General features: G+C 67.9%; 11 protein-coding genes, 3 rRNA genes and 1 pseudogene. 10 read left to right on the top strand and 5 right to left on the bottom strand.

Translation table 11 applies throughout. From position 1 onward, the window contains the following. Positions 1-2: 2 nt before the first annotated feature. The 3 genes from GA0074694_RS05445 (at position 3) to GA0074694_RS05435 (ending at position 3,779) form a co-directional block, all read left to right on the top strand. Positions 3-797 carry an SDR family NAD(P)-dependent oxidoreductase gene (locus GA0074694_RS05445; RefSeq protein WP_091453396.1) on the top strand — a complete coding sequence of 265 codons (795 nt, stop codon included), beginning with the start codon at positions 3-5 and terminating at the stop codon, positions 795-797. A gap of 172 nt (positions 798-969) precedes the next feature. Further along, positions 970-2,511: a GMC oxidoreductase gene (locus GA0074694_RS05440; RefSeq protein WP_091453388.1), complete on the top strand. Its 1,542-nt coding sequence runs from the start codon at positions 970-972 to the stop codon at positions 2,509-2,511. A gap of 14 nt (positions 2,512-2,525) precedes the next feature. Next, positions 2,526-3,779, top strand: a complete 1,254-nt coding sequence (locus tag GA0074694_RS05435; protein ID WP_091453385.1) for an aminotransferase class III-fold pyridoxal phosphate-dependent enzyme — start codon at positions 2,526-2,528, stop codon at positions 3,777-3,779. A gap of 13 nt (positions 3,780-3,792) precedes the next feature. Here GA0074694_RS05435 and GA0074694_RS05430 read toward each other — a convergent pair whose 3' ends face one another. The 4 genes from GA0074694_RS05430 to GA0074694_RS34090 form a co-directional block, all read right to left on the bottom strand. Next, positions 3,793-4,599 carry a class I SAM-dependent methyltransferase gene (locus GA0074694_RS05430; RefSeq protein ID WP_091453382.1) on the bottom strand — a complete coding sequence of 269 codons (807 nt, stop codon included), beginning with the start codon at positions 4,597-4,599 and terminating at the stop codon, positions 3,793-3,795. 7 nt (positions 4,600-4,606) lie between these two features. Beyond that, positions 4,607-5,764, bottom strand: a complete 1,158-nt coding sequence (locus GA0074694_RS05425) for a tRNA-ribosyltransferase family protein (protein WP_091453379.1) — start codon at positions 5,762-5,764, stop codon at positions 4,607-4,609. Between the two features lie 67 nt (positions 5,765-5,831). Continuing rightward, on the bottom strand, positions 5,832-6,911 hold the full coding sequence (gene trpS / locus GA0074694_RS05420; protein WP_091453375.1) for a tryptophan--tRNA ligase: 1,080 nt from the start codon (positions 6,909-6,911) through the stop codon (positions 5,832-5,834). Between the two features lie 93 nt (positions 6,912-7,004). Continuing rightward, positions 7,005-7,277 carry a hypothetical protein gene (locus tag GA0074694_RS34090; RefSeq protein ID WP_091453371.1) on the bottom strand — a complete coding sequence of 91 codons (273 nt, stop codon included), beginning with the start codon at positions 7,275-7,277 and terminating at the stop codon, positions 7,005-7,007. Here GA0074694_RS34090 and GA0074694_RS34085 point away from each other — a divergent pair. The 5 genes from GA0074694_RS34085 (at position 7,276) to GA0074694_RS05390 (ending at position 14,138) form a co-directional block, all read left to right on the top strand. After that, entirely contained in the window at positions 7,276-7,557 is a 282-nt protein-coding gene (locus tag GA0074694_RS34085; RefSeq protein WP_091453366.1) for an SCO4848 family membrane protein, read from the top strand. The genes GA0074694_RS34090 and GA0074694_RS34085 overlap by 2 nt on opposite strands. Before the next feature lie 646 nt (positions 7,558-8,203). Continuing rightward, positions 8,204-9,718, top strand: a 16S ribosomal RNA gene (locus GA0074694_RS05405). A 353-nt stretch (positions 9,719-10,071) separates the two neighbouring features. Next, positions 10,072-13,180, top strand: a 23S ribosomal RNA gene (locus GA0074694_RS05400). Between the two features lie 79 nt (positions 13,181-13,259). Next, a 5S ribosomal RNA gene (rrf, locus tag GA0074694_RS05395) occupies positions 13,260-13,376 on the top strand. The 16S, 23S and 5S rRNA genes sit together here, the layout of an rRNA operon. 45 nt (positions 13,377-13,421) lie before the next feature. Beyond that, positions 13,422-14,138 (top strand): NADPH-dependent F420 reductase, encoded by a 717-nt coding sequence (locus GA0074694_RS05390; protein ID WP_342670924.1) that lies wholly within the window; start codon positions 13,422-13,424, stop codon positions 14,136-14,138. A 129-nt stretch (positions 14,139-14,267) separates the two neighbouring features. Here GA0074694_RS05390 and GA0074694_RS05385 read toward each other — a convergent pair whose 3' ends face one another. Beyond that, positions 14,268-16,103: a VanW family protein gene (locus tag GA0074694_RS05385; protein WP_091458687.1), complete on the bottom strand. Its 1,836-nt coding sequence runs from the start codon at positions 16,101-16,103 to the stop codon at positions 14,268-14,270. Between the two features lie 161 nt (positions 16,104-16,264). Here GA0074694_RS05385 and nudC point away from each other — a divergent pair. Together nudC and GA0074694_RS05375 are read left to right on the top strand one after the other, a co-directional pair. Continuing rightward, a pseudogene (nudC, locus tag GA0074694_RS05380) lies at positions 16,265-17,185 on the top strand (NAD(+) diphosphatase); the annotation flags it as partial. Positions 17,186-17,447: 262 nt separating this feature from the next. Beyond that, entirely contained in the window at positions 17,448-17,969 is a 522-nt protein-coding gene (locus GA0074694_RS05375) for a hypothetical protein (protein WP_091453356.1), read from the top strand. Positions 17,970-17,975 lie beyond the last annotated feature (6 nt).

The raw sequence follows: 17,975 nt of genomic DNA, 5'->3' as shown, positions 1-17,975 counted from the left end.
GTATGAACACCGCCCCGGCGAGCCCGGACACCACGCCGGCCGGAGGTCACGTCCTGGTGACCGGTGGAAACCGGGGCCTCGGCCTGGCCACCGCGACCCTCCTGGCCGACGCCGGCTGGTCCGTCCTGCTCGGGTGCCGCGACGACCGGCGGGGTGCGGCGGCCGCCACGGCGCTGCGTCGCCGGGGCGGCCGGGCCGTCCACGTACCCCTGGACGTGACCTCTCCGCCGAGCATCGCGGCCGCGGCCGACCTGGTCGCCGACCACACCGGCGGGCGCCTCGCCGGTCTGGTCAACAACGCCGGGGTCTTCCTCGACGAACGCGACGCCGACCTGGAGAGCGTGACCGCCGAGGCCGTCCACGAGCTGCTCACCGTCAACGCCGTCGGCCCCCTGCTGGTGACCCGGGCCGTGCTCCCCCTGCTGCGGGCGGCGGGCGGGGCCGCCGTGGTCAACGTGACCGCGGACGACGCCGATCCGGCCACCGCCGACGGGGAGGCGACCGGCTACCGGATGTCCAAGGCCGCGCTGAACATCATGACCGTCAACCTGGCCGTCGCCCTGCGCGAACAGGACATCGTCGTCAACGCGGTCGATCCGGGCTGGATCCCCACCGACATGGGCGGCCCGGAGGCACCCGACGACACCTCGGCCGCCGCCCGGCTGGTGGCCTGGGCCGTCACGGCCGCCCGCCGGCACGGGACCACCGGCCAGGTGCTCACCGTCCGGCAACCCCCCGACGCGCTGCGGGCCGAGCCCGTGACCGTCGGCGCACCCCCGCACGGCCAACCCCAGTGACCGGTCGGTCCCGTCGGGACCCCAAGCGGCCGGCCGGCACGCAGACCCAACCCGGGAGGTTCTCATCAGCGTTTCCGCCGACCTCAGTACCGGTCACGAGGACGTCACGGCCCGGCTGCGGTACGGCCCGGAGCCGACCGCCGACGACACCGCCCGTGTCGCCGACGTCTGTGTGATCGGCAGCGGCGCCTCCGGTGCGATCACCGCGTGGGCCCTGCAACGTGCCGGTCTCGACGTCGTGGTCGTCGAACAGGGACCCTTCGTGGATCCCTGGGTGAGCTACGACGACGTCGAGACGATCGCCGAGACCGCCTGGATCCGTCAGGACAGCGGCGTCTGGGAGAAGAGCGGCAACCCCTGGTCCACCTGCAACGTCGGTGGAGGAACGGTCTTCTTCGGCGGCGCGGCCTTCCGCTACCGCCCGGTCGACTTCGACGCCGAGGCCCGGCTGGGCCGCTCCGACCTGCCGCTGCGCTGGCCGTGGACGGTGGAGGAGATCGACCCCTACTACGCGCTGGTGGAGTCGGCGCTCGGCATCGCCGGTGGCGGGCACGACCCGAGCCTGCCGAGCGACCCCGCGTACCCGATGCCGCCGGTCGAGACCACTGCGGAGGGCGCGGTGATCGCGGCCGCGGCCCGGTCCCTCGGCCTGAATCCCTTCCCGACCCCGCTGGCCATCGCCTCCGAGCCCTACCAGGGGCGGCTGGCGTGCGCCGGGAAGCGCCCGTGCATCTCCAACCGGTGCGACCGGGGAGCCAAGGGTGACGCGGTCACCGTCTTCCTCGACCCGGCGCGCAAGGCCGGACTGCGCCTCTTCGCCGGCCTGAAGGCCGTACGGCTGCTCCGCCGGGACGCCACCAGCGTCGACGGGGTCGAGTGCGTCCGGGTGGACAACGGCAACCGGCACGTCATCCGGGCCCGCCACGTGGTCGTCGCCGGCAACGCCATCCAGAGCGCCGCCCTGCTGCTGCGCTCCACCGACGACCTGAGCCCACAGGGCCTGGGCAACGGCCACGACATGGTCGGCCGGGGCCTGTGCTTCAAGATGAGCGGGTACGTCCAGGGCTACCGGCGGACCGACGTGCCGACGACCTCGCGCGAGGACCGGGTCACCGGTCCCGGCCCCTTCTCCACCGCCGCGATCACCGACTACTACACCGCCGACGACGCGCCCGGCGGCCTCGGTGGGCTGATCATCGAGTCCCAACCGGAGGAGTCCCTCCGGCTGCGCCCCGACGAGCAGATCATCCGCCTCGAGTGCCTGGTGCCCGACCAGCCCCGGGCCGACAACCGGGTGACCCTCGGCCGGGGCGTCGACCGGTTCGGCCTGCCGGACGTGGTCATGGACTACTCGCCCCACCCCCGGGACCGGGCCCGCCTGGAGTACCTCCAGCGGCGGGCCGAGGAGATCCTGCGGGCCGCCGGCTGTGAGCTGACCTGGCGCGAATCGTCGTACTTCTGGATGGGCAGCACCCACCTGCACGGCACCTGCCGCGCCGGCACCAACCCCCGGACCTCGGTCACCGACCCGGACGGGCGGGTGCACGGCCTGACCAACCTGATGGTGGTCGACGGCGGCGTCATGCCCTACCCGGGCGGCGTCAACCCCACCCTCACCATCCAGTCCCTCGCCCTGCGGATGGCCCACCAGCTGCTGCGCCGGGAGTTCGGTATCGAACCCGACCTCTCCTCCCCACCTGTCGGAACAGAGTGAATCGAGCGGAGTGCATGACCATCGACATCGGCGCCGGCAAGCTGCTGGCCCAGGAACCCACCTGCCCCCGGGACGCCGACGGACGTCCCCGGGTCTTCATCGAGGGATCGGGCGCGTACCTGACCGACCCGGACGGCCGGCGGTGGATCGACTTCGACAACGCCCGTGGCTCGGTCATCCTCGGTCACGGTGACGAGGAGGTCGCCGAGGCGATCGCCCGCGCCGCCCGGGGCCGCTCCGGGGTGGGCACCGCCTGGAGCCCGGTGCTCGACTCCCTGCTCGGCCAGTTGCAGGAGGTGTGCGGCGGCGACGTGGTCGGTCTCTACCGCACCGGCACCGCCGCCCTGCGCTCGGTGACCTGCGCCGTCCGGGACGCCCGGGAACGGTCGATCATCCTCAGCTCCGGCTACCACGGGTACGACCCGATGTGGCACTGCGACGAGCCCTTCGCCCCCAACCAGCACGGCGTCGTCGAGTTCCTCTTCGACCTCGACGTGCTCGCCGAGTGGCTCAGCCGCCCGGAGCAGGTGGCCGCGGTGGTCGTCTCCCCGGACCACATGCACCTCGGCGAGCGCTGGTACACCGAGTTCACCCGGCTGACGAAGGAGGCGGACGTCCCGGTCATCGCCGACGAGGTCAAGGTCGGCCTCCGCTACCGGGCCGGGCTCTCCACCCACCTGCTCGACCCGGCCGTCTGGATCGTGGCGAAGTGCCTGGCCAACGGCTCCCCGGTCGCGGCGGTGGGCGGGGACGCCCACCTGCTCGCCGCGCTGGAGGACGTTTCGTTCACCTCGTACTTCGAGCCGACCGCGCTCGCCGCCGCGACCACCACCCTGCGGCGGATGGCGACCGGACAGCCGCAGCAGGCCATCCGGGCCGCGGGTGACCGGTTCATCGCCCACACCCGCGCGGCGTTCGTCGGCGCCGGCGTCCCGATCGACCTCGCCGGCAACGGCAACCTCTTCCAGTTCGTCTGCGCCGACGACGAGGTGCAGGACGCCTTCCACGCCGCCGCGGCGGACGAGGGGCTGCTCTTCTTCGAGGGCGACAACCAGACCCCCTCGACGGCGTTCACCGACGAGGTGGTCGAGGACGCGTGCGGACGGATCGACCGGGTGGCCGCCACGCTCGCCGGCCGCTTCACCGGCCGCGAACTCACCGAGGAGTCCTGGTACGCCAGCGCCTGGGGGGCGATGGACGGTCTGGCCGACCGGCCGCGTACCCGGGAGGAGACCACCGCGATCGTCGAGCGCCTCTGGGAGGACTGAGGCACCCCGGCGGTCACCCCTTGTCGATCGCCACCAGGTCCTCCGACGGCAGAGTGGCCCGCGACCAGCGCCAACCCCGGTCGCGGGCCAACTCGGCCAGTTCCTCGACGTGGCGCGGCACGAAGACCGCCGCCCGGCCGTTCATGGCCCGGGTGGGGAACGACACCACCACGTGCCGGCACGCCAGCCGGTCGACCAGCGCCAGCCCCGCGCCGGGCCGGCGTCCCTCCATGCAGTGGTACGTCTTGAGCAGCAGCGCCAGGTCCGCGCTCACCTGGTGACCGTCGGTGAGCACCTCCTCGTGCCGGATCTCGCTCTCCGGGTAGGTCCGGGCCAAAAACGCGTTGCCCAGCGCCACGAACGTCGCGTTGAAGTCGTAGCCCACGTAGCGGGCGTCGCTCACCTCCCGCATCCAGGGCAGGGTGAACGGGTTCAGCGCGCACGCGATGTCGGCCACCGTCTCCGGTGGCGGCACCAGCCCGAACAGGGTCGGGTAGAAGGCGTCCAGGTCGGGCAGGCGCTCGGCGGTGGAGAAGTGCCCGGCCAGCACCTGCCGGCACCACTCCCGCCGGGCCTGCGGGTCGTCGAGATCGGCCCGGTCCAGCGCCCGGCGCAACGCCGCCGGCCGGGCGGTGAGCAGGTGCAGGGCGGCGACCTTGTGCAGCCGGGCCCGGACCAGCCGTTCCAGCTCGGCGGCGTCGCCGGTGGCCCGCCCCTCCCGCCGGACCAGGTCGGCGATGGTCTCCGGGTGGACGTCCCGGTACTTCGCCGCCGAGGTGAGCCGGACGATCACCTTCTCGACAGCCGGCGACACCGTCACCGCTCGCTCACCCCACCCGGGCCGGCTCGCCGAGACCGGGCCGGGCCATCCGTCCCGCCCGGATCATCTCCAGCAGGCGGGTGTAGAAGCGCAGGTTGTGCAGGGTGGCGAGCCGGTCCGCCAGGCCGTCCTTGACCCGGAAGAGGTGGTGCAGGTAACTGCGGCTGTACCGCCGGCAGGTCGGACAGTCGCAGGTGGCGCAGATCGGCTCGTCCTTGCGGGAGTTCTCCTCGTCCAGGATGTAGACGTTCTGGTAGAAGCTCCGGTCCGGGGTCAGCAGCCGGTCGGCGATCTCCGGCACGAACGAGTAGAGCCGGCCGTGCCGCGCGTCCCGGGTCGGGATGGTGCAGTCGAAGACCCAGCGCATGTCCAGCTCGCAGAGGGAGACCAGGTGCTCGGGCCGGCCCACCCCGAGGGCGAACAGCGGCGCGTCCGGCGGGGTGATCCGGGAGAGCAGGGCGAACATCTCCCGCTCCAGCTCACCCTCGGCGCTCAGTGGCCAACCCCCGAAGCCGAACCCCTGCGCCCCGGATTCGACCAGGGCGTCCACACAACGCTGCCGCAGCTCCGGGTCGGTGCCGCCCTGCACCACCCCGACCAGCAGCGGCGGCTCGCCCGACCGCCGCTGCCGGCACTGGAGGTCGTACGCCTTCCGGGCCTGCCGGAACCAGCGGATCGTGCGCTCGGTGGAGGCGAGCTGCTCGGCGGGGGAGTCCTCCGGGCCGGTGCAGTCGTCGAGGGCGACCACCACGTCCGAGCGGAGCCCGAACTGCCACTCGATGACCTTCTCCGGGGTCAGCACGATCTTCTTGGCGGTCGGTGACTCCTGGAAGGTCACCCCGTTGGACCGGATCGCACCCGTCTTGCCCTGCTTCCGGATCAGGGAGAGGACCTGGAACCCGCCGGAGTCCGAGACGATCACGCCGTCCCAGGCCATGAAGCGGTGCAGCCCGCCGGCCCGCCGGATGGTCTGGAGCCCGGGACGCTGCGCCAGGTGCATCGCGTTGACCATCACCGCCTGGATCCCCACCGTCGTCAGGTCCTGGGTGTCGACCGCCCGGACCGAGGCCCGGGTCCCGTCGGGCAGGAAGGTGGGCAGGACGACCGACCCGTGTGCGGTGTCCAGGGAGGGGCCCGCCGGGGCGGTAGAATCCGCGGAGGTCATCAGGTACGCAGCTCCTCGGCAGCGGGCAGACGGATTCTCCAGGATACGTGCCCCGACGGGCCTGGCCTCACGCGCCGCCCGTGCCGACGGTGGCCGGTGCGTCGGCCTTCCGCCGGGACCGCTCGGCCCGTCGGCGGATCTGCTGGTACGCGGCGGTCAGCCCCATCGCCCGGCGTACCTCGGCGAGGGTCTGCCGGACCTCCTGCCGGGTCCGTTCGGTGCCGTCGGCGATCAGCTGGTCGACCAGCCCGCGCTCGGCCGCGAAGCGGGCCCGGCGTTCCCGCATCGGGTCGAGGAACCGGTTGAGCGCCACCGTGAGCCGCTCCTTGACCTCGACGTCACCCACCCGGCCGGCCCGGTAGCGCTCCTTCAGCTCGTCGACCTCGGCCCGGTCCGGGTTGAACACGTCGTGGTAGGCGAAGACCGGGTTCCCCTCCACGGTCCCCGGCACGTCGGCCCGTACCCGCTTCGGATCGGTGTACATCCCCAGCACCTTGCGCCGCACCACCGCCGGCTCGTCGGAGAGTGCGATGGCGTTGCCGAGACTCTTGCTCATCTTGGCGCGGCCGTCCGTGCCGACCAGCACCGGCGTCTCGGCGTGGATCATCTCCGGCACGGGGAGCACCTCGCCGTAGAGGTGGTTGAACCGGCGGGCCACCTCCCGGGTCACCTCGACGTGCGGGGCGTTGTCCCGGCCCACCGGCACGACACCGGCCCGGACGCAGAGGATGTCCGCCGCCTGGAGGACGGGATAGCCGAGCAGTCCGTACGGCATCTCCTCCTTGCCGGCGTCCCGGGCCATCTCCTTCAGCGACGGCACCCGCTCCAACCTCGGCACCGTCACCAGGTTCTGGAAGAGCGTGTTCAGGTCCCCGACCTCGGGGACCGCGGACTGGAGGTAGAACGTGGCCCGGTCCGGCTCGACCCCGGCGGCGAGGATGTCGAGCACCATCTCCCGGGCGTTGCCGGCCACCCGGGAGATGTCCTCGCGGGTGTTCCTGGTGGTGAGCATGTGCAGGTCGGCGATGATGAAGAAGCTCTCGTAGCGCTGGTGCAACCGGACCCGGTTGGCGATGCTGCCCACGTAGTGGCCGAGGTGCAGTCGCCCCGTCGGGCGGTCACCGGTGAGCATCCGTGCAGCGGACATGGTGGTAGGCCTCTCGTGTCGTACGGATGGAGGGTTCGCGTGCGCGCGTCGACGCGGGGCGGAACGCCCCGGTCGGTGTTCAGCAGGGTCGGCTCAGAGAGCCGACTGCCATCGCGCGCCGTCGCGGAACCGCAGCCCGCGGGCACGGAGGACGTCCAGGAGGCGTTCACGCCCATCCCCGGACCTGGTCGCCGGCGTGTGCGGCACGGCATCGCCCGGCAGGTCGACGCTCACGTCGACGCCCACCGGCGGGAAGCTGCTCGCCCGGACCACGGATCCACGGTAACCCGGTGCGCGGGGAGGCGGGGGCCGGGCCGGCGTGACCAGGGCCGGTGTGACTGCGGCGCTGGCATACTCGTCGGCCATGGTGTTGTCCCGTGGATGGTCGTTATTCCTCGTCGGCGTCGGGTTCTGGACCTGGGCGATCTGGCCGAGGTTCGCGGTGGCCATCTGGAACGACCCCCGGGCGTGGTCGTCCGGGACGGTCGGCGAGGGCGACGGCACCGGGTTCCTCTGGATCCATGCGCTACTCATCGCCGCGTCCCTGACCATCGGTACGACGGTCGGCGCGCTGGGTGTCCGGGGTCTGCTCGCCCAGCGGCGTGCCAGGAAACGTGGTGACAACCCTTCTGACCAGGCGGTATAGCCAGACATCGACGATGTGACGCGGGCCGCTACCCCCCCGATTTGACGTTCAAACCCTCGGACGCGTAACTTTCTCTCTGCCAGCGCGGAACGGACGAAACAGGGCAAAGCACCTGGGAGTCCGAAGCCGGGCGGTACGAGGCAGGAGGGGTTCACTCCTCCGGCATCGGGATCCGGGTGGTGCTCCACCGGATCGACCGAGGGGTCGATTTGGCGGGGCGGAACCGGCCGGGTAAGGTTCACGACCGGCAGGGCACCGGGCGAGCGAGCGGGAGACCGCAGCGGCCGGCCTGCCGAATCCGATGAGCAAAGCGCAGCGGTTCGCCGCTGCCTGCGGTCAGCGGAGCCAAACCGTACCAAGCACGACAGACCGGGACACACGGTTTGACACGGCGGAAACGGTGAGGTAACGTAGTAGAAGTGCCCGGCGCGAGAGCGGCGGGAGTGGGAACGGATTGCCCCGGATGGCGCCTGGTGAGGGTTCCGGATGGTGTGTGGTTGTTCTTTGAGAACTCAACAGGGTGCTTGATAAGCCAGTGCCAATTATGATTTATACCCCGGACTGGCTGGGCATGCTTCGGTGTGTCTGGTTGGTTGGGATTCCTTTGGCAACACTTTTGTTGCCGGGACGATTGTTCAACAAGTTTTTGTTGGAGAGTTTGATCCTGGCTCAGGACGAACGCTGGCGGCGTGCTTAACACATGCAAGTCGAGCGGAAAGGCCCTTCGGGGTACTCGAGCGGCGAACGGGTGAGTAACACGTGAGCAACCTGCCCTAGGCTTTGGGATAACCCCGGGAAACCGGGGCTAATACCGAATAGGACCGTCGATCGCATGATCGTTGGTGGAAAGTTTTTCGGCCTGGGATGGGCTCGCGGCCTATCAGCTTGTTGGTGGGGTGATGGCCTACCAAGGCGACGACGGGTAGCCGGCCTGAGAGGGCGACCGGCCACACTGGGACTGAGACACGGCCCAGACTCCTACGGGAGGCAGCAGTGGGGAATATTGCACAATGGGCGGAAGCCTGATGCAGCGACGCCGCGTGAGGGATGACGGCCTTCGGGTTGTAAACCTCTTTCAGCAGGGACGAAGCGTAAGTGACGGTACCTGCAGAAGAAGCGCCGGCCAACTACGTGCCAGCAGCCGCGGTAAGACGTAGGGCGCGAGCGTTGTCCGGATTTATTGGGCGTAAAGAGCTCGTAGGCGGCTTGTCGCGTCGACTGTGAAAACCCGCAGCTCAACTGCGGGCCTGCAGTCGATACGGGCAGGCTAGAGTTCGGTAGGGGAGACTGGAATTCCTGGTGTAGCGGTGAAATGCGCAGATATCAGGAGGAACACCGGTGGCGAAGGCGGGTCTCTGGGCCGATACTGACGCTGAGGAGCGAAAGCGTGGGGAGCGAACAGGATTAGATACCCTGGTAGTCCACGCTGTAAACGTTGGGCGCTAGGTGTGGGGAGCCTCTCCGGTTCTCTGTGCCGCAGCTAACGCATTAAGCGCCCCGCCTGGGGAGTACGGCCGCAAGGCTAAAACTCAAAGGAATTGACGGGGGCCCGCACAAGCGGCGGAGCATGCGGATTAATTCGATGCAACGCGAAGAACCTTACCTGGGTTTGACATGGCCGCAAAACCGGCAGAGATGTCGGGTCCTTCGGGGGCGGTCACAGGTGGTGCATGGCTGTCGTCAGCTCGTGTCGTGAGATGTTGGGTTAAGTCCCGCAACGAGCGCAACCCTCGTTCGATGTTGCCAGCGCGTTATGGCGGGGACTCATCGAAGACTGCCGGGGTCAACTCGGAGGAAGGTGGGGATGACGTCAAGTCATCATGCCCCTTATGTCCAGGGCTTCACGCATGCTACAATGGCCGGTACAATGGGCTGCGATACCGTGAGGTGGAGCGAATCCCAAAAAGCCGGTCTCAGTTCGGATCGGGGTCTGCAACTCGACCCCGTGAAGTCGGAGTCGCTAGTAATCGCAGATCAGCAACGCTGCGGTGAATACGTTCCCGGGCCTTGTACACACCGCCCGTCACGTCACGAAAGTCGGCAACACCCGAAGCCGGTGGCCCAACCCTTGTGGAGGGAGCCGTCGAAGGTGGGGCTGGCGATTGGGACGAAGTCGTAACAAGGTAGCCGTACCGGAAGGTGCGGCTGGATCACCTCCTTTCTAAGGAGCACCTTCCACCGAAGGGTGGTAAGGAGCCCGCGACCTGCGAATGTCGGGTCGGGGTGCTCGATGGCGGAGACACTGGTGAGTTTTTCCCTGGCAACGGCCGGAATCTTCTAGTACGCATCTCTTCGGGGGTGGTGGAACGGGGGTTGTGGTGCGGCTGGGGAGGGGCGGATGGCACCCTGTTGGGTCCTGAAGGAACAACCCGTGGTGGTTGGTTCTTCTAGGCGATTACTGCCAGGCATGACCTGGTCTCGCAAACCGGATCCGTGTGGGTTTAGGTGTGGGATGTGGTGGGTTGTGGGTTGGTCGTTGGTTGAGAATTGCACAGTGGACGCGAGCATCTTTGTGGTCAAGTTGTCAAGGGCGAACGGTGGATGCCTTGGCACCAGGAGCCGATGAAGGACGTGGGAGGCCGCGATAGGCCTGGGGGAGCTGTCAACCAAGCTGTGATCCCAGGGTGTCCGAATGGGGAAACCTGGCATCAGTCATGTGATGTCACCTGCACCTGAACACATAGGGTGTATGGGGGGAACGCGGGGAAGTGAAACATCTCAGTACCCGTAGGAAGAGAAAACAAATAGTGATTCCGTGAGTAGTGGCGAGCGAAAGCGGATTGAGGCTAAACCGGCTGCGTGTGATACCTGTCAGGGGTTGCGTGGTCGGGGTTGTGGGACCCTGCTGAACATGCTGACACGTGTTCGAGGAGTTATAAAGTCAGTGGCTAGCCGAACAGTCTGGAAAGGCTGACCGTAGGCGGTGAGAGTCCGGTAGGTGAAAGTTGCTGACCTTCTGTGGGTGTTCCCGAGTAGCGGCGGACTCCTGAAATCTGCCGTGAATCTGCCAGGACCACCTGGTAAGCCTAAATACTTCCTGGTGACCGATAGCGGACAAGTACCGTGAGGGAATGGTGAAAAGTACCCCGGGAGGGGAGTGAAATAGTACCTGAAACCGTTCGCCTACAATCCGTCGGAGCCTTGCGGGGTGACGGCGTGCCTTTTGAAGAATGAGCCTGCGAGTTAGTGGCATGTGGCGAGGTTAACCCGTGTGGGGGAGCCGTAGCGAAAGCGAGTCTGAATAGGGCGTTTTTAGTCGCATGCTCTAGACCCGAAGCGGAGTGATCTAGCCATGGGCAGGCTGAAGCGCGGGTAAGACCGCGTGGAGGGCCGAACCCACCAACGTTGAAAAGTTGGGGGATGACCTGTGGTTAGGGGTGAAAGGCCAATCAAACTCCGTGATAGCTGGTTCTCCCCGAAATGCATTTAGGTGCAGCGTCGCGTGTTTCTTGCCGGAGGTAGAGCACTGGATGGTCTAGGGGGCCCACAAGCTTACCGAAATCAGCCAAACTCCGAATGCCGGTAAGTGAGAGCGCGGCAGTGAGACTGCGGGGGATAAGCTTCGTAGTCGAGAGGGAAACAGCCCAGATCACCAGCTAAGGCCCCTAAGCGTGTGCTAAGTGGAAAAGGATGTGGGGTCGCATAGACAACCAGGAGGTTGGCTTAGAAGCAGCCACCCTTTAAAGAGTGCGTAATAGCTCACTGGTCAAGTGGTTCCGCGCCGACAATGTAGCGGGGCTCAAGCACACCGCCGAAGCTGTGGCATTCACATTTTTACTTCGCCAGGCCTTGATGTCTGGTGCAGGTGTGTGGATGGGTAGGGGAGCGTCGTGCCGGGGGTGAAGCATCCGAGTGATCGAGGTGTGGACGCGGCACGAGTGAGAATGCAGGCATGAGTAGCGAAAGAAGGGTGAGAAACCCTTCCGCCGGATGACCAAGGGTTCCAGGGCCAGGCTAATCCGCCCTGGGTGAGTCGGGACCTAAGGCGAGGCCGAGAGGCGTAGTCGATGGACAACGGGTTGATATTCCCGTACCCGCGAAAGAGCGTCCCTGATGAACCTCGTTGTGCTAACCACCCGAGCCTGGTGAGGTCTTCGGACTGATCTGGGGGAGCGTGGGAACCTGGCGGGTAGTAGTCAAGCGATGGGGTGACGCAGGAAGGTAGCTGAGCCCGGCCGGTGGTTGTGCCGGGGTAAGCGTGTAGGCCGCACCATAGGCAAATCCGTGGTGCATGGGGCTGAGACGTGATGCCGAGCCGATTCAGGTGAAGTCAGTGATCCTATGCTGCCGAGAAAAGCCTCTAGCGAGTTCTTAGCGGCCCGTACCCCAAACCGACACAGGTGGTCAGGTAGAGAATACCGAGGCGATCGGGCGAACTGTGGTTAAGGAACTCGGCAAATTGCCCCCGTAACTTAGGGAGAAGGGGGGCCGGAGACGTGAAGCCCCGCGCGGGTGGAGCGTTGTATGGCCGCAGAGAGCAGGGGGAAGCGACTGTTTACTAAAAACACAGGTCCATGCGAAGAAGTAATTCGATGTATATGGACTGACGCCTGCCCGGTGCTGGAACGTTAAGGGGACCTGTTAGCTCTTCGGGGCGAAGCGGAGAACTTAAGCGCCAGTAAACGGCGGTGGTAACTATAACCATCCTAAGGTAGCGAAATTCCTTGTCGGGTAAGTTCCGACCTGCACGAATGGCGTAACGACTTCCCCACTGTCTCAACCACAGGCCCGGCGAAATTGCAGTACGAGTAAAGATGCTCGTTACGCGCGGCAGGACGGAAAGACCCCGGGACCTTTACTATAGCTTGACATTGGTATCCGAATTAGCTTGTGTAGGATAGGTGGGAGCCGGTGAAGTCCGTACGCCAGTACGGGTGGAGGCAATCTTGAAATACCACTCTGGTTGATTTGGGTATCTAACTTCGGACCGTTATCCGGTTCAGGGACAGTGTCTGGTGGGTAGTTTAACTGGGGCGGTTGCCTCCTAAAAGGTAACGGAGGCGCCCAAAGGTTCCCTCAGCCTGGTTGGCAATCAGGTGTTGAGTGCAAGTACACAAGGGAGCTTGACTGTGAGACTGACAGGTCGAGCAGGGACGAAAGTCGGGACTAGTGATCCGGCACTTGCGAGTGGAAGCGGTGTCGCTCAACGGATAAAAGGTACCCCGGGGATAACAGGCTGATCTTCCCCAAGAGTCCATATCGACGGGATGGTTTGGCACCTCGATGTCGGCTCGTCGCATCCTGGGGCTGTAGCAGGTCCCAAGGGTTGGGCTGTTCGCCCATTAAAGCGGTACGCGAGCTGGGTTTAGAACGTCGTGAGACAGTTCGGTCCCTATCCGCCGTGCGCGTAGGATACTTGAGAAGGGCTGTCCCTAGTACGAGAGGACCGGGACGGACGAACCTCTGGTGTGCCAGTTGTCCCGCCAGGGGCACGGCTGGTTAGCTACGTTCGGAAGGGATAACCGCTGAAAGCATCTAAGCGGGAAGCTCGCTTCAAGATGAGGTATCCCACCATCTTCGGATGGGTAAGGCCCCCAGCTAGACGACTGGGTTGATAGGCCGGAAATGTAAGCCCGGTAACGGGTTCAGTTGACCGGTACTAATAGGCCGAGGACTTGACTACATACTTTTTGCTTCGCGTCCACTGTGTGATTCACGGCTAACGAACGACCTGGACCGGTTGTTTGATATGTCGATAGTGTTACGGCGGTCATGGCGGAGGGGAAACGCCCGGTTACATTCCGAACCCGGAAGCTAAGCCCTCCAGCGCCGATGGTACTGCACTCGGGAGGGTGTGGGAGAGTAGGACACCGCCGGACTTCTTTCAACGAGGGCCACCCCGATATCGGGGTGGCCCTCGTTGTATTTCTGGGGGAATCAGCCCGATCCTGCGGGGTACCTGCTCTCTGTCCCGACCCGGACCGCCGGATTGGCGGAGGCAGGAGAGTGCGCTCATGAGGATCGGCATCATCGGCTCGGGCCAGATCGGTGGCACCCTGACCCGACGGCTGCAAGACCTGGGCCACGACGTGACGGTGGCGAACTCGCGTGGACCCGAATCGCTGCGGGACCTGGCCGCCGAGACCGGGGCGACGCCGGGCACCGTGGAACAGGCGGCACGGAGCGCGGACCTCGTGGTGGTGGCCGTACCGCTGAAGGCCGTGCCGCAGCTGCCCGCCGCAGCGTTCGAGGGCCGGGTGGTCGTCGACGCCAACAACTACTACCCCCAGCGGGACGGGGACGTCCCGGAGATCGCGGACCTGAGCCTCACCTCGAGCCGGTGGACGGCCGACCGCCTCAAGGGTGCCCGGGTGGTCAAAGCCTTCAACAACATCCAGGCGCGGCACCTGTCGGAGAAGGGCCGCCCGGCCGGCACCCCGGACCGGATCGCCCTGCCGGTGGCCGGGGACGACCCGGAGGCCAAGCGGATCGTGATGGAGGTCGTCGACGCGCTGGGGTTCGACCCGGTGGACGCCGGAACCCTCGACGGGAGCTGGCGGCAGCAGCCGGACACGCCCGTCTACGGCACCGACCTGGATGCCGAGGGCGTACGGCAGGGGCTGGCCGAGGTGCGGCCCTGAGGCGTACCCGTCGCACCCGGGCCCGACGCGTCGAGCCGCGGTGGAACGACGCGGCACCGTACTCCGGAAAGGAATGCGCCCCGCTGGCCAGCTGGCCAGCGGGGCGTCTCGGTGCGGGCGCCGGGGGCGCTACGGCCCGCAGACGAAGCGCGGCTCGGCCTGGTAGGTCCAGGTGAACTTCTCCCGCTTCACGACCTTGCCGTCCTTACGGAAGATCCGGTAGGCGTCCTGGGTGAAGCCGTCGATGCCGTTGGTGGCGATGCAGGACGGGCCGGGCTCCAAGCGGATGATCTTCGGCTTGGTGATGTTCCGCCGGGGGCTGTACTCGGTCTTCACGCTGTCGTAGATCTTGGTGCCCCAGATCGCCACGGTCACCGACCCCGAGGTGTACGAGGTGTCGATCATGACCCCGTGCGGGGTGTTGTTGCGGAACTTGAAGTCGAGGTCCGGGTAGAAGATCGTCGACTCGATGACCGCCGGGTACCGGCTGAACCAGTACGAGTGCGGCTTGTGCTCCACGTCCTCCAGGCCCGCGTAGTAGATGGCGTTGAACAGGGTGGTGGTGAACTGGGACGTCCCGCCGCCGACGCCGGGCACGAGCTTTCCGTTGAGGATGACCGGCGCGTCGTGGTAGCCCTGCTTGTAGCTGCGCTCGCCGGTGTGGCCGTTGAGGGAGAAGGTCTCGCCCGGCTTCACCACCGTCCCGTCGACGTCCTTGGCGATCTGGACGATGTTCTTGCTGCGCGGCGAGGAGAGACCACCGGTGAAATAGGTCGTGAAGCTGGACACCTTCTCCCTGATGCCGAACTGCGTGACCTCCTCGGTGGTCAGGTCGGCGTCGACCGGCTTGAGCACGCCGTTGATCGTGCGCCCGTCGGCCTTCGGCAGGACGGCGAGCAGGTCGCGGCTCAGGGCGGCGTCGTCGAGGCGTCGGCCCGGACGGCTCGGCACGGCCGTCGGCTTCCCTCCGGTCAGCGTCATCGCGGCGTCCCGGGGTTCCACCTCGATGGCGGCCAGCTTGTCGCCCAGGGCGGTCCGGAGCTTCTTGACGTCGAGCTTCGGGGTGAGCTTGCCGGCCTTGTCGGCGGGGAAGCTCAGGCTCCGCGCGATCGCGTTCGCCGGGATGGTCACCGACCCCTTCTCGGTGGTCAGCGTCACCGGTGCGGCGACCGCGGGCGCGGCCAGCTCGGTCACCAGACGGTCGACCTCCTCGGCGGTGGTCGCCGGGTGCTTCTCGACCAGCGCCACGGTCACCGGCTCACCGCTCAGCCAGCCCTCACGTAGCGCCTCGGCGGAGTTCTGCGCGTCGAGGGTGAGGGCGGGCTTCGGGTGGACCTTCTTCGGGGTGGTGCCGCTGTAGGTGATCTTCGGCATGGTCATCCTGCGCCCCTGGGGGCCGACCGCCGTTTCCAGGGTGGCCTCCAACCGGACCGCGTCGACCGTCACCACCGGCTCGACCGTACGGGAGCCGAAGAGGCGGCTGAGCGGGGCGGCCTGGGTCCCGACGGCCGCCTCGACGGTCGCGTCCACGTCCACCGTCAGGCCGACGTCGGCCGGCTTGATCTCGGTGGTCCGGTCGCCGATGCGTACCGGCACCGGGGCGGCGAGTGTCACGGCCCGGCGGTCCAGTTCGGCCCGGAGCGCCCGGGCCGCGTCGGCCCGGCTCATGCCGCCCAGCTCGGTGCCGAGGACCGTGGTCCCGCGCGGGACCTCGCCGGCGTACGCGTAACCGCCCGCGCCCGCACCGACCGCGAGCAGCACGGTCACCACCCCGGCGGTGAGCACGGCCCGTCGCCGGCGTCCTCTCCGGGGCGCGGCCGGGTCCGGTGCGGAACCGGCGGAGTCCGGCCCGGCGGTCCCCCGGGGCGGCTCGGCTTCGGTGGCGGGCCAGGTGACCGCGGTGACCTGGACGGTCGGCCGGTCGTCGGCGGGAGGCAGCTTGTCGCCGTACAGAGTCACAGGCAGAACCTCGATCGGACGTACCACGGGGGGAGCGGGGAACTCCCTGGTGAACAACTACGGTAACCAACGCGGAGGGGCCGCCGGCAGTGCGGCGTCACCACGAAGGTGGGCACGCGTGTCGCCCCGGGTCGTGCCGGTGCGGTCGGTCGTGGCACGGTGACGGGGTGCGGAGCGACGGCGGGTTGGCGTACGGCGGCGGATGGTGGGACCGGGCCGGGACGCGGCGCGACGAACCGGAGTGGCTGGGGTCGCTGCTGACCGCACCGGACACCGGGCTGGTGGCGCTCTGGCGGGACCGTTGTCTGGTGACGGACGGGGATACCCGGCCGGTACGGATCCTGGCCGTGGACGCCGCCGCGCTGCTGGCCGAAGCCGGTGAGGTGGTCTTCCTCGGTCTCGACGACCCGGTCGACGGCGTACCCGGCGTCTCTCCGGTCGACGGCGTACCCGGCGTCTCTCCGGTCGACGGGGTAGTCGACGTCACTCCGGCCAGCGGTGGGCGAGCGATCTTCGCGGTGGACCTCTCCCCGCTGACCGAGGAGCGCGCGTTGGCCCTGGCGGGCGCGGGCGCCTCGGTGGACGTACGGGCGATCGTGGGGACGCTGGACGCGGCGGAGGCGGCTCTCCAGGCGTACGCGAGGGGCCTGCTGTACTGGCACCGGCACCAGCGGTTCTGCGGCGGCTGCGGGGCGGCGACGCTCCCGGCGGCGGGTGGGCACGTGCGGCGCTGTGCCGGTACGGACTGCGGTCGACTGCTCTTCCCCCGGATCGAGCCGGCGGTCATCGTGCTGGTCGAGACACCCGGCCCGCCCGCCCATTGCCTCCTCGCCCGGCACGCCGGCGCGGGGCCGGACGGCTGGTCGACGCTGGCCGGGTTCGTCGAGGTGGGCGAGAGCCTGGAGGACGCGGTGCGTCGGGAACTGGTCGAGGAGGCTGGGGTCCCGGTGGCGGAGATGTCGTACCAGGGTTCCCAAGCCTGGCCCTTCCCGGCTGGGCTGATGGTGGGGTTCCGGGCGGTCGCGGCGTCGGACCGGGTTCGGGCGGACGGGGTGGAGTTGCTGGAGGCCCGGTGGTTCTCCGACGCCCGGCCCGTCTGCCACCCCGACTCCCGGTGACGCCCCCACACCTGATCCCGGTACGGCCCGCCCCACCACTTCCGACGCGTCGCACGGCGACCTGGTCAGCGACATCGTCGGGGGGATCGGAGACCTCACCGGCGACGAAGACCGGGAACAGCCGACCCCGACCCCGACCCCGATCCCGGCCACGGCGACGCCGGGCGTCACCCCCGACCGGTCGCCCACGGCGTCACCCGCCCCGGCCACGACGTCCGCCCCGCCGGCCTGCGTGACTCCCACGCCCGACGAGCCCGAGCAACCCGGGCCGGTCGAGCCGGGCAAGCCGCTGCCCCGGATCGGCGCCGAGCCGGGACAACCCACGGTGGGCACGCCGTCGAAGCTCACCGGCTCGAAGGTGGTGATGACCGGGATCCGGTTCGAGGGGGTCGTCGACCTGAAGACCGTCGACGGCACCCTGCGGGCGTTGAAGTTCAGCATGCGTCGGGCGGTCACCGACGACTTCGCGCTCCAGTCCACCGGCGCCGGTGGACGTCCGCTGCGGTACGTCACCGACCAGCTCACCGTCGACGGCGACGTGGCCTTCTACGCCACTCGGTTCACCGGCCGGATCTCCCTGCTCGGCGGCCCCGGCCTGGTCACCGTCACGCTCACCCCGGACCTGCCCTTTCCGGACGGCATCCCGGTCACCGCGCCACAGCTGATCTTCCAGGACCCGGTGATGGACCTGGCCCTCGTCGACTGTGACGTGCTCACCACCGGCGACAGCCCGCTCCGGCTGACCCTGCCCTGAGTCCAG

The sequence above is a fragment of the Micromonospora inyonensis genome (genome assembly GCF_900091415.1).
In the GTDB taxonomy this organism is placed as follows: domain Bacteria; phylum Actinomycetota; class Actinomycetes; order Mycobacteriales; family Micromonosporaceae; genus Micromonospora; species Micromonospora inyonensis.
The sequence above is the reverse complement of the archived record's forward strand: the minus strand, read 5'-3'. Positions and strand labels throughout refer to the sequence as shown.